The sequence below is a fragment of the Peribacillus huizhouensis genome, from assembly GCF_014138605.1.
Taxonomy (GTDB): Bacteria; Bacillota; Bacilli; order Bacillales; family DSM-1321; genus Peribacillus; species Peribacillus huizhouensis.
In genome coordinates, this window is the sequence record NZ_JACJHX010000002.1 from 89,261 (window position 1) to 101,805 (window position 12,545).

The 12,545-nt window shown below is 40.2% G+C and carries 9 protein-coding genes; all 9 read right to left on the reverse strand.

From position 1 onward, the window contains the following. Nucleotides 1-111: 111 nt before the first annotated feature. On the reverse strand, nt 112-1,464 hold the full coding sequence (gene mtaB / locus HNP81_RS03705) for a tRNA (N(6)-L-threonylcarbamoyladenosine(37)-C(2))-methylthiotransferase MtaB (RefSeq protein WP_182501598.1): 1,353 nt from the start codon (nt 1,462-1,464) through the stop codon (nt 112-114). Between the two features lie 5 nt (nt 1,465-1,469). Beyond that, on the reverse strand, nt 1,470-2,222 hold the full coding sequence (locus HNP81_RS03710) for a 16S rRNA (uracil(1498)-N(3))-methyltransferase (RefSeq protein WP_182501599.1): 753 nt from the start codon (nt 2,220-2,222) through the stop codon (nt 1,470-1,472). Between the two features lie 415 nt (nt 2,223-2,637). After that, nucleotides 2,638-3,579 carry a 50S ribosomal protein L11 methyltransferase gene (gene prmA / locus HNP81_RS03715; RefSeq protein ID WP_028391858.1) on the reverse strand — a complete coding sequence of 314 codons (942 nt, stop codon included), beginning with the start codon at nt 3,577-3,579 and terminating at the stop codon, nt 2,638-2,640. A 22-nt stretch (nt 3,580-3,601) separates the two neighbouring features. After that, nucleotides 3,602-4,723 carry a molecular chaperone DnaJ gene (gene dnaJ, locus HNP81_RS03720; protein ID WP_028391859.1) on the reverse strand — a complete coding sequence of 374 codons (1,122 nt, stop codon included), beginning with the start codon at nt 4,721-4,723 and terminating at the stop codon, nt 3,602-3,604. 438 nt (nt 4,724-5,161) lie between these two features. Further along, on the reverse strand, nt 5,162-6,994 hold the full coding sequence (dnaK, locus tag HNP81_RS03725; protein ID WP_182501600.1) for a molecular chaperone DnaK: 1,833 nt from the start codon (nt 6,992-6,994) through the stop codon (nt 5,162-5,164). Nucleotides 6,995-7,024: 30 nt separating this feature from the next. Further along, nucleotides 7,025-7,606: a nucleotide exchange factor GrpE gene (grpE, locus tag HNP81_RS03730; protein ID WP_376766714.1), complete on the reverse strand. Its 582-nt coding sequence runs from the start codon at nt 7,604-7,606 to the stop codon at nt 7,025-7,027. Between the two features lie 90 nt (nt 7,607-7,696). Continuing rightward, nucleotides 7,697-8,728 carry a heat-inducible transcriptional repressor HrcA gene (gene hrcA, locus HNP81_RS03735; protein WP_028391862.1) on the reverse strand — a complete coding sequence of 344 codons (1,032 nt, stop codon included), beginning with the start codon at nt 8,726-8,728 and terminating at the stop codon, nt 7,697-7,699. 123 nt (nt 8,729-8,851) lie between these two features. Further along, nucleotides 8,852-9,994 (reverse strand): radical SAM family heme chaperone HemW, encoded by a 1,143-nt coding sequence (gene hemW, locus HNP81_RS03740; RefSeq protein ID WP_182501601.1) that lies wholly within the window; start codon nt 9,992-9,994, stop codon nt 8,852-8,854. A 366-nt stretch (nt 9,995-10,360) separates the two neighbouring features. Beyond that, nucleotides 10,361-12,196: a translation elongation factor 4 gene (gene lepA / locus HNP81_RS03745; RefSeq protein WP_182501602.1), complete on the reverse strand. Its 1,836-nt coding sequence runs from the start codon at nt 12,194-12,196 to the stop codon at nt 10,361-10,363. Nucleotides 12,197-12,545 lie beyond the last annotated feature (349 nt).

Genomic DNA, 12,545 nt, shown 5'->3' on the forward strand with positions numbered 1-12,545 from the left:
GAAGGGCCATACCCCACAACAACTAAATTCAGTATAAGTTAAGTGTATGACACACTACCTACTGATTTAGAGTGCGAGGTCAGACCCTTATTAGACACCCACTGCCCTTGGTTAGCCTACAATTCCAGCTGCTGCTTCAGAATCTTTCACAACTGTCACAAACTGTCCTTCATTATATGGGTAACCTGATTTTGTAATTTTCACTTTCACAATTTCGCCAACCATTTCTTCAGTAGCTTGGAAGACAACTTTTAAATAGTTATCTGTATAGCCTACGTATAAGCCGCTTTTTGGATCCTCTTTGTAAAGCTCCTCTGGAATAACTTCTAGCACTTCCCCTTCAAAAAGAGAAGCATATTCTTTTGAAAGTTGCTCAGAAAGCGAGATTAAACGGTGTACACGTTCATTCTTCACTTCTTCATCCACTTGATCTGCCATTCTAGCAGCTGGAGTGCCTGTTCGTTTAGAATACGGGAATACGTGCAATTCAGAGAATTTATGGTCTTTAATAAAATTATATGTTTCCATGAATTCTTCTTCCGTTTCACCTGGGAAGCCGACAATTACATCGGAAGTAACCGCTAGACCCGGTAAAGCTTGACGTAGCTTCACTAAACGATCTGCATAAAATTCCATGGAATATTTTCTTCTCATCCGTTTAAGAACGGTATCAGATCCAGATTGAATTGGAATGTGTAGGTGACGTACGACTTTATCGGAATTCGTCAACACCTCAATAACTTCATCGGTAATTTGGCTTGCCTCAATCGAAGAAATTCTGATTCGTTTTAATCCAACGATTTGCGTTTCTAAATCTCTAAGCAATCTCGCTAAATTATAATCTTTCATATCTTCACCATAGCCACCTGTATGAATACCAGTCAAAACGATTTCTTTGTAACCAGCGTCTACTAGTTGTTGCGCTTGATGAAGCACTTCTTTCGGGTCACGGGAACGCATTAAACCGCGAGCCCAAGGAATGATACAAAATGTACAGAAGTTGTTACATCCTTCTTGAATCTTCAAAGAAGCTCGTGTGCGATCGGTAAATGCCGGTACATCAAGTTCTTCGTATACACGGGATTTCATGATGTTACCAACACCATTAATCGGTTGTCTTTCTTGTTTGAATTGCTCAATATAGCCTAGCATCTTCGACCGGTCTTGCGTACCAACTACGATATCAACACCTGGAATAGCCATAATTTCAGCAGGTGACGTTTGAGCATAACACCCTGTTACTGCTATAACCGCATCAGGGTTTTTACGAATCGCCCGGCGAATAACTTGACGACTTTTTTTATCACCCGTATTTGTAACTGTACATGTATTGATTACATATACATCTGCATTCGTTTCATATTCAACACGTTCATAGCCATCGTTTTTAAATAATTGCCAAATGGCTTCCGTTTCATAATGGTTTACTTTACATCCTAATGTATGAAAAGCGACAGTTGCCATCTTCTTCACCTCAATAATTCTAATTGATAGGAAACAGCAGCCAATGCATAAAGTGGCGCTGTTTCAGTTCGTAATATTCTTGGTCCAAGGCCACAGAGAGTAAATCCTGCTTCAGTTAGTTGAGTGACTTCTCGCTCTGTTAAACCACCTTCTGGTCCGAATACAAAGAGCATGGATTGCCCTGTTTTCATGTTTTGCAAAGCAGAAACAAGAGCACCCTTCTCTCCCTGTTTTGCTGACTCTTCAAATGCAACCATTTTCACATCATACTCATCGGCATGCTTGATGAGACTTCCTAAGTTCAGTGGTTCTGTTACATGAGGAAGTACTGTGCGATGCGACTGCTCCGCCGCTTCCTTGGCAATTTTCTGCAGGCGTTCAATCTTTTTCCCCGCCTTTTTTTCGTCCCATTTTACCACCGAACGAGCCGCAATGAAAGGGATAAACTCATGCGCTCCCATTTCCGTTCCTTTTTGGACGATTACTTCCAGTTTATCCCCTTTAGGCAGACCGCTCGCAATTGCAAGTTTAATCGGCAGTTCTTTATCTTCTTTTAACCATTCAACAACAGTAGCTCGTACAGCTTCACTTGTCACGTCTACAATCTCAGCCAATGCCGCTTCTCCATCCGGCTTAACAGCAATCAACTGGTCTGCAATGCTCATTCTCATTACCCTTGTCATGTGATGAAAATCCGCCCCAGTGATTTGAATCGTTCCATCTACAAACGCATCCGCTTCTAAGAAATATCGTTGCAAACAATCACCTACTTTCATACAAAACAAATATGGCGTAAAAAACGCCACCATTTACTTTGAAGGATTCATCCTGAAGCACGCTACACTAGCATAATCACAATGGTAGTGGTGCTGGATTTGGGAGTATAATCTTAATAATGGAAGGATAACTTCATAGTAAATTGGCTAAATTAGTAAGTCGCAAAGCCTAAGTCCCCATGTCCTTCATACAAAACAGGTGGCAACTGCTTTTGCCACCTTCATGATCTCTTTAGTATGCAACATTTTATCCCGCATTAACGGGCAGTAACACCCACCTCTCTAGGATTAGAGGAATCGAAGAAGCGTAGGTGGGGGATAACTGCCCGTAAAAGCCCGATTGGTTCAACTATCAATCAGAGGGGGATGAAGCCCCCCCTCTGATTGAAGTTTCACTTTATTGGTTTCTTTTGGCGATAAACGCGACCCAATCTTCCATTAAAAGCGTCTCTTCAATTGTGAAACCTGCCGCAATTATCGCATCTTTTACTTCTTGTTTTTTCGGTTGAATAATTCCGGATGAAATAAAATAGCCTCCTGGTTTTACAACTTTTGCCACATCGTCGGTAAAGCGAAGGATAACTTCAGCTAAAATATTCGCTACGACCACATCTGTTTGTTCTTTGATCCCATCTAGTAAATTGCCTTGTGAAACAGTTACTCGTTCTTGAACTTTATTAAGTTTCACATTGATGTTCGCTGAACGGACTGCAACCTCATCTAAATCAAGACCCTGAACGTTTTTTGCATCAAGTAAAGCAGCAGCAATACTTAGAACACCAGAACCCGTACCTACATCCACCACGACATCTCCAGGCTTTACAGTACGCTCTAATGCTTGAATGCACATAACTGTCGTCGGATGGGTTCCTGTTCCAAAGGCCATTCCTGGATCTAATTCAATAATCAGCTCATCACTGTTCACTGGTGTATAGTCTTCCCAAGTTGGCACTATGGTAAAACGTTCGGAAATCTTAACAGGATGATAGTATTTCTTCCAGGCAGTCGCCCACTCTTCTTCATTCACTTCACTAATTGAAATGGCATTTAAGCCTAGATCAATATCAAAAACTAATAGATTATTAATGGATTCTTTAATCGCATCAACTGTCTCACCTAAGAAACTATTCACAGGAATATATGCTTTAACGACAACGCCTTCTTCGGGATAATCGGCAGGGTTGAGCTGGTAGATTTCTCCAAAGACGTTTTCTCGTTCTTTCAACAGTTCCAAAGGATCTTCAATAACAACTCCACTCGCACCCGCCTCATGTAGTATATTGGAAACAGGTTCGACCGCTTCATTCGTTGTATGGATTGCAATTTCAGACCATTTCATTTCTACCAACTCCCCTAATCAATTAATCACCTTTAAATGCGCGTTTTACTTTAGCAAAAAAACCATCTTCTTGTTCATCTGGAGCATTCTGCCCACTGATTTCAGAGAATTCACGGAGTAATTGCTTTTGTTTTTCAGTAAGTTTTCTCGGTGTTACTAGTAAAATAACTACATGCTGATCACCTTGACCATAGCCACGTACATTTTGAACACCTTTTCCTTTCAGACGGAAACGAGTACCTGTTTGTGTACCTGCTGGAACTTTCAGCTTCACTTTTCCGTGGACAGTAGGAACTTCTATTTCATCTCCCAATGCCGCTTGAGTAAATGTAATCGGCATTTCACAATAAATATCATCGCCTTCACGCTCAAAAAATTCATGTTCACGTACTCGGAACACTACATATAAGTCTCCAGCTGGACCGCCATTGAATCCTGGCTCACCTTGACCTGTAACGCGAAGTTGTTGACCGTCATCAATTCCTGCTGGAACTTTAACTTCAATCTTTTTACGTTTTTGAACTTTTCCAGTACCACTACATGTTGAACATTTCTCAGGAATGATTTTCCCTGTTCCTTGACAATGATGACAAGTACGACGGTTAACTATGCGGCCAAATGCTGTATTTTGCTCGACGTTCAATTGACCAGTACCATGACAATGTGAACAAGTGTTTACCTTTGTTCCTGGTTTAGCTCCCGAACCAGAACATGTGTCACATGTTTCTTCACGAGGAATTTCGATTACAGTCTCTTTACCAAACACTGCTTCTTCAAACGAAAGTGTCATCGTGTATTGTAAATCTGCTCCTTGTCTTGGGGCGTTCGGATCTCTTCTTCTTCCACCACCGCCACCAAAGAACGTACTGAAAATGTCTTCAAAACCACCAAAGCCGCCAAAGTCCTGACCACCAAAACCTTGATTCGGATCTGTGTGTCCAAATTGATCATAATGGGCTTTCTTCTGATCATCACTTAAAACTTCATACGCTTCTGTAATCTCTTTAAATTTATCAGCAGCGTCTTCTGCTTTATTAATATCTGGATGATATTGTTTAGAAAGCTTACGATATGCTTTTTTCACTTCATCTTTAGAAGCACCTTTGGAAACCCCAAGTACCTCATAATAATCTCGTTTACTCATTCCTCTTTCTCACTCCCGATCCTTTTCACATAAAGATTATTCTAACATTCATCGAAGATATAGTGCAATAAGAAAAGCTGAAGCACCCCTTAAAGAAGGCCGACTAAGATCGCCACATCCTGTGGCAACGTCGGCATGACCCACATCCTGTGGACCTAAGAAAAAGGGGGTTGACGCATGATGGCGCGCTTTTGGCCATCTTGTGGCAATCAACGTTTTCTAAAGCGAGCTAGGCGCTGTAGTTAGACAATAAGAAAAACATGCGTATTCATGGAAATCCAACCAAATCCACCGCATAAAGGAACGTAGTAAACATCCCAGCTTTTTTAAGCCTGCGCTGACAAATCTCATCTCAAAAAAGCCAAAGCCAAGATAACCTGACTTTGACTTTTCTTCAGAGTGTTGGCACTTTGTTAATCCATCGCCATATCTCGTTTATTATTTTTTATCGTCGTCTACTTCTGTGAATTCAGCGTCCACTACATCATCATTTGATGGTTGTGCTTGACCTTCTGCACCTTGAGCAGCTTGTTGTGCTTTTGCAGCTTCTTCATAAAGTTTCATTGTTAAAGCCTGAACGATTTCATTAAGCGCGTCTTTTTTCGTACGAATTTCTTCTAATTCGTTTTTCTCAATCGCAGCTTTCAGTTCGTCTTTCGCTTCGTTTGCTTTTGCAACTTCCGCTTCATCGACTTTACCTTCAAGTTCTTTTAACGTTTTTTCCGTTTGGAAAACAAGTTGATCTGCTTCGTTGCGAAGTTCAACTTCTTCTTTACGTTGTTTATCTGCATCAGCATTTTCTTCTGCTTCACGTACCATACGATCGATTTCTTCATCAGATAGACCTGAAGATGATTTAATTGTGATCGCTTGTTCTTTGTTTGTACCAAGGTCTTTCGCACGAACGTTTACGATACCGTTTTTGTCAATATCAAACGTTACTTCAACTTGTGGAATTCCACGTGGTGCTGGTGGAATGTCGCTTAATTGGAAACGACCAAGCGTTTTGTTATCCGCAGACATTGGACGCTCACCTTGAAGAACATGGATATCTACCGCTGTTTGATTATCAGCAGCCGTTGAGAATACTTGTGATTTACTTGTCGGAATTGTTGTATTACGGTCAATCAATTTCGTAAATACGCCGCCCATTGTTTCGATACCAAGAGAAAGTGGAGTTACGTCAAGTAGAACAACGTCTTTCACATCTCCAGTCAGAACGCCACCTTGAATTGCTGCACCCATTGCTACTACTTCATCCGGGTTTACACCTTTTGATGGTTCTTGACCTAATTCTTTTTTGATTGCTTCAACAACAGCAGGAATACGTGTTGATCCACCAACAAGAATGACTTTGTCAATTTCAGATGCAGAAAGTCCTGAATCTTTCAATGCTTGACGAGTTGGTCCCATTGTGCGCTCTACAAGTCCAGCTGTGATTTCATCAAATTTTGCTCTTGTTAACGTAACGTCTAAGTGAAGCGGGCCTGCTTCTCCAGCTGTAATAAATGGCAATGAAACTTGAGTAGACGTAACACCAGAAAGGTCTTTTTTCGCTTTTTCAGCTGCGTCTTTCAAACGTTGTAGCGCCATCTTATCTTTTCCTAAGTCAATGCCGTTTTCTTTTTTAAATTCAGCGACTAAATAGTCAATAACCGCTTGGTCGAAATCATCTCCACCAAGTTTGTTATCACCAGCCGTTGCTTTTACTTCGAAAACGCCGTCTCCCAATTCCATTACAGAAACGTCGAACGTACCGCCACCAAGGTCAAAAACAAGAATCGTTTGATCTTGATCTGTTTTATCTAAACCGTAAGCTAAAGCTGCAGCAGTTGGTTCGTTAATAATACGTTCTACTTCAAGACCAGCGATTTGACCAGCATCTTTTGTCGCTTGACGTTCTGCATCATTAAAGTATGCAGGAACCGTGATAACTGCTTTCGTTACTTTTTCACCAAGGTATTCTTCTGCATATGATTTCAAGTATTGAAGAATAATAGCTGAAACTTCTTGAGGTGAATAATCTTTACCTTCAATTGTTTCTTTGTGATCTGTTCCCATATGACGTTTAACAGAGATAATTGTATTAGGGTTAGTAATTGCTTGACGTTTTGCTACTTCCCCAACTTGTCTTTCACCATTTTTAAAAGCAACAACAGATGGTGTTGTACGATTTCCTTCCGGATTCGGAATTACTTTCGGTTCTCCACCTTCAAGTACAGATACACATGAGTTCGTTGTTCCTAAGTCAATACCAATTATTTTACTCATAGTCACTTACCTCCTGCTATTTATGTAGTATTATTCGCTTACTTTGACCATTGACGGACGAATGACTCTATCCTTCAATTTATAGCCTTTTTGGAATTCTTCCACAACAATATTTGATTCAACGCTATCATCTTGTACTTGCATAACAGCTTGATGCATATGTGGATCAAATTCTTTTCCTACAGCTTCAATCGCTTCTACGCCTTCTTTTTTCAATGCCTCTACAATACCTTTGTAGATCATATCCATTCCGGCAATTACCGATTTGGTTTCTTCATTATCGCTTTCGATTTTCATCGCTCTTTCAAAATTATCTAGAGACTGAATTAAATCGCCAGCAAGGCTTTGAGCTCTATATTTCAATGCAGCTTCCATATCAAGCTTCGCACGTCTTCTTGAATTATCAAAATCAGCTTGTAAACGTAAATATTTATTATCCATTTCTTCTAGCTTTGCTTCCAATTCTTCAATTTTCGCAGTAGCCGTTTGAAGTTCGTCCATAGGAGTAACAGCTTCTTCATTCGCCTGCTCAACTTGAACATCTTCTTCAGCAAAAATAGCTTCAACAGTTTCTTCGTTTACTGGCTGTTCATTCTTTCTCTCTTCTGTCACAATCTCACCTCCTAAAAATGGGTGCTTTATATATGTAAGACATAGAGAACGGCAGAATTACTTCCTGCGCATCCCCAAATATTGCCTTTACTAATAATTTTGATACAGCTTTGTAAGCAGAGCTGTCATATCTTTTGAGAAAAATTCCAGCAAACTGATTACGCGTGAGTATTCCATTCTTGTAGGTCCAAGAATCGCAATGGTGCCTACTTGTTGCTCCCCGACAGAATACGTCGCGGTAATCAAACTGCAATCTTCGAGTAATACATTATTGTTTTCTCTGCCGATTTTCACGTGAATACCAGCTGGATTTTGCTTCATAATTTCATAAAGTCCCTGTTCTTGGTCAATCAATGAAAGCAGTGAAGATACTTTATCAATATCATGAAACTCAGGTTGCTTCAACATATTCGTTTTGCCACCAAAAAATAATTTTGGCGGGTTAGAGATATCTAGTGTTTCTGCAAGAGAAGACACGAGCGTACCATAATTTTGAATATGCTGACTAAGCAAGACAGCTACTTCTTTATAAATCTTATCACGTAGTTCAGCAAGAGGGACCCCAACAAGTCGATCATTTAAAATATTCGCCATTTTCTCGATTTCATTCATATCAAAAGACGGTGGAAGCGAAATCACCTTATTCTCAACATGTCCAGTGTCAGTAATAATAATCGCAATCGCCGTTTCTTTAGTAAGCGAGATAATTTGAATCTTCTTTAGCTTGTTATCTTTGACTTTTGGGCCTAAAACGATAGATGTGTAATTCGTTAGTTCTGAAAGAATTTTGGCCGATTTTTGAACGATTTTCTCAAGTTCATAAATCCGATCTGCAAAAATCGAGCGTATAATACGCCGATCATCTGTTTTTATTCTTTCCGGCGCTAACAAATGATCCACATAATATCTATACCCTTTTTCTGAAGGAATTCGCCCTGAAGAGGTATGTGTTTTTTCTAAAAAACCAAATTCCTCTAAATCCGACATTTCATTTCGAATGGTCGCAGAACTAAAGGTAATTCCTTCTTTTTTCGACAAACTCCGCGATCCAATTGGTTGGGCATTTCGAATAAAGTCATCAATAATAGCTTGAAGGATTAATAATTGACGATCAGTTATCATCTATGATCCCCCCTGTTAGCACTCTGTACTTGTGAGTGCTAATATACTAATAAATTATCAAAAGCGCGTAGTGATGTCAACGGTTAAGACCTAGAACTTTCTTCATTTTTTTGAGAATGTATTTCATTTTTCTAAACCAAGGAATTCCTGGAATACTTCATTACCAAGTAGTTTACCTTGCTTCGTTAATCGGACGTACCCGTCCTTCTCGAAAAGCAAGCCTTTACCTATATGCTTTTCGAGCGGTTTTGCAAAAACATCTGTCATTTCCACCCGAAATTTATCGAAAAATCCAGCGTAAGAAACTCCGGCTGTTTTTCTTAACCCTAAAAACATTTCCTCTTCCATTTGTTCATGAATGGGGACAAGATGATTTTCTATGACAGGTAGCTCGTTATCTACAAGCGGTGCCATATACTTCTTCACAGGTCCATGATTAGCAATTCGTCGGCCCGCCGTATAGCCATGGGCGCCAGCACCGATGCCATAATACTCATCATTATTCCAGTATGTTAGGTTATGGCGACTTTCATAGCCTACTTTGGCAAAATTGCTGATTTCATATTGATAGAGACCATGTCGATCCATCGTTTCCATGAGCAACTCATACATCCTTGCTTCTAAATCTTGAGGTGGCAAGTTTAGTTTTCCTTTTTGCATCAAATTATAAAAAACCGTTTTTGGCTCCACTATGAGCGAATAACTAGAATAATGGGGCAAATCAAGCGCAAGCGCTGTATCAAGCGTTTCAATGAAATCATCCATTGTTTGACCTGGAAGCCCATAAATTAAGTCGATGCTTATATTTGTAAAGCCAACTGATTGTGCTTTTTCAATCGTTTCATACACTTCTTTCGCTCGGTGTGTCCGACCAATTCTCTTTAATAACTCATCATTAAAGCTCTGTACCCCAAAACTAAGTCGATTTACACCTGATTGAAACATGATATCCAATTTTTCACGAGAGAGATCACCAGGATTCGCTTCAAAGGAATATTCTGCTCCTGCATTCATTGGCATCCATTCAGAAATTGAATCACAAAGGTAAGCAAGCTGTTTTTCGTCTAAAGATGTCGGAGTTCCACCACCGACAAAAATAGTATCAAGCCCTGCTGTTGGATACTTATCAAGCTGTAATTGCATTTCTCTTGTCATCATCGCTAAATAATCATCAACCGGCTGCCCTTTTAAAAAAACTTTATTGAAATCACAATAGTGGCAAATATGCTCACAAAACGGGATATGGATATAAGCGCTTTTTATCATATTGTTCACAACCTTTGTTATTTATCCTTTTTTGTACTACAGGATAGGTCCTTCCTGGTAAATGGTGACGTTTTAACGCCATATTTGTTTCGTATAAAGTGAAACTTCCATCAGCGGGGGTCCTTGTCCTTCATCCCCCACTGATGGTTAGTCCCGTTCTACTGTCGCGTCGTAGCACACGCTTCGATCAATCGACAGTACGAACCCGATTGGGCTTTTACGGGCAATTTTTGTCCCCCACCTACCATCTTTGTCCCTAATAGGCTTGAGGTGGGGGGTCTTGACTTTCCGTTAATGCGGGATAAAAAATCAAAAAGAGGCTAGACACCGAAAATACCATGGCCTACCCTCTTTTTGAATCTCACTTTATTTTTTTGGCGTTGTGTCGTCCATTTTTAGTACAGCCATAAATGCTTCCTGAGGCACTTCAACAGATCCAACTTGCTTCATCCGTTTTTTACCTTCTTTTTGCTTATCAAGAAGCTTACGTTTACGTGAAATGTCACCGCCATAACATTTTGCAAGAACGTTTTTCCGCATCGCACTTATCGTAGAACGAGCAACGATTTTTTGACCGATTGCCGCTTGGATCGGTACTTCAAATTGCTGCCTTGGGATTAGCTTCTTTAATTTTTCAACAATGACTTTCCCGCGGTCATAAGCAAAATCATTGTGAACGATAAAGCTTAATGCATCCACAGTCTCTGCATTCAATAGAATATCCATCTTCACTAGTTTAGACGGTTTATAGCCGATTAATTCATAATCAAATGAAGCATAGCCTCTCGTATTTGATTTCAATTGATCAAAGAAATCATAAACAATTTCAGAAAGTGGAATTTCATAATTGATGCTGACACGCGTTTCATCTAAATACTGCATGTCGATGAAATTCCCTCGTTTGTTTTGACAAAGCTCCATAATAGCGCCGACAAATTCCGTTGGAGCCATCATCGATGCTTTAACATAAGGTTCTTCAACATGCTCAATTTTTTGTGCTTCCGGCATATTAGACGGGTTATCAATTTTTAGCTGTGTACCATCTGTCATAATGACATCATAAATAACGCTTGGCGCTGTCGTAATTAAATCGATTTTAAATTCACGTTCAATCCGTTCTTGAATAATTTCCATATGTAGTAGTCCTAAAAAACCACATCGGAAACCAAACCCGAGTGCTTGTGATGACTCAGGTTCAAACTGCAAAGCGGAATCATTTAATTCAAGCTTTTCAAGAGCGTCACGCAAGTCATTAAATTTCGACGAATCAATTGGATATAGTCCGCAATACACCATTGGATTAAGTTTTCGGTAACCAGGTAGCGCTTCAGTCGCACCATTTTTGGCATTCGTAATCGTATCCCCGACACGTGTATCCCCAACATGTTTAATAGATGCTGATAAAAAGCCAACATCGCCGACATTAAGTTCATCAACAAGTTGAGCTTTCGGTGAGAAGACCCCAACTTCTGTGACATCGAACTCCTTGCCAGTCGCCATCATTTTTACTCGATCGCCTACTTTAACTGAACCGTCAATCACACGGATATAAGCAACAACACCGCGATACGCATCATACACGGAGTCAAAGATAAGCGCTTTTAAAGGAGCTTCTGGATCTCCTTGTGGTGCTGGAACTAATTCAACAACCTGTTCTAGAATATCCTCAATTCCAATACCAGCTTTAGCAGAAGCAAGAACTGCATCTGATGCATCCAGGCCGATGACTTCTTCAATTTCATTTCTTACCCGTTCAGGATCAGCACTCGGAAGATCAATTTTATTAATAACAGGAATAATTTCAAGATCATTATCTAATGCCAAATACACATTAGCTAGCGTCTGCGCTTCAATTCCTTGCGCAGCATCAACTACGAGCACAGCACCTTCACATGCTGCTAAGCTTCGAGAAACTTCATACGTAAAGTCGACGTGTCCCGGTGTGTCGATTAAATGGAAAATATATTCTTCTCCATCTTTCGCTAGATACTTTAATTGTACCGCATTCAATTTAATCGTAATTCCACGTTCACGCTCTAAATCCATTGAATCGAGCAGCTGATTCTTCATTTCACGTTGCTGCAAGGCATTCGTCTTTTCTAAAATCCGATCTGCCAACGTCGATTTCCCATGGTCAATATGAGCAATGATGGAAAAATTTCTAATTTTAGATTGTCTTTTTAATTTTTCTTCTCTATTCATCGCGTTCACTCCTACTTCTCGACACAAATGCACTGTTTTACATTATAACAAGAGAAAAAGCAAGATTCAAGAAAAAGCGGAAGGTGCCTGCTTATGTTCGAGCCGATGGCGTCTGGAGCTGGACAGTAGGAAAAGCGGAAGTGCCTTGGTCAGCTTGCGAAGAAAATAGGGATTGACCTTGGGAGGCGCCCTTTGCCTCTTGAGGGCAATCATCTTTTTCACAGCAAGCTAGGCACTGGAGCTGGACAGTAAGAAAAGCGGAAGTGCCTTGGTCAGCTTGCGAAGAAAATAGGGATTGACCTTGGGAGGCGCCCTTTGCCTCTTGAGGGCAATCATCTTTTTCACAGCA

Coding starts and splice junctions, on each gene's coding strand:
- mtaB (WP_182501598.1), bottom strand. CDS start 1,464: ATGGCAACTGTCGCTTTTCATACATTAGGATGTAAAGTAAACCATTAT.
- prmA (WP_028391858.1), bottom strand. CDS start 3,579: ATGAAATGGTCTGAAATTGCAATCCATACAACGAATGAAGCGGTCGAA.
- dnaJ (WP_028391859.1), bottom strand. CDS start 4,723: ATGAGTAAACGAGATTATTATGAGGTACTTGGGGTTTCCAAAGGTGCT.
- dnaK (WP_182501600.1), bottom strand. CDS start 6,994: ATGAGTAAAATAATTGGTATTGACTTAGGAACAACGAACTCATGTGTA.
- hrcA (WP_028391862.1), bottom strand. CDS start 8,728: ATGATAACTGATCGTCAATTATTAATCCTTCAAGCTATTATTGATGAC.
- hemW (WP_182501601.1), bottom strand. CDS start 9,994: ATGATAAAAAGCGCTTATATCCATATCCCGTTTTGTGAGCATATTTGC.
- lepA (WP_182501602.1), bottom strand. CDS start 12,196: ATGAATAGAGAAGAAAAATTAAAAAGACAATCTAAAATTAGAAATTTT.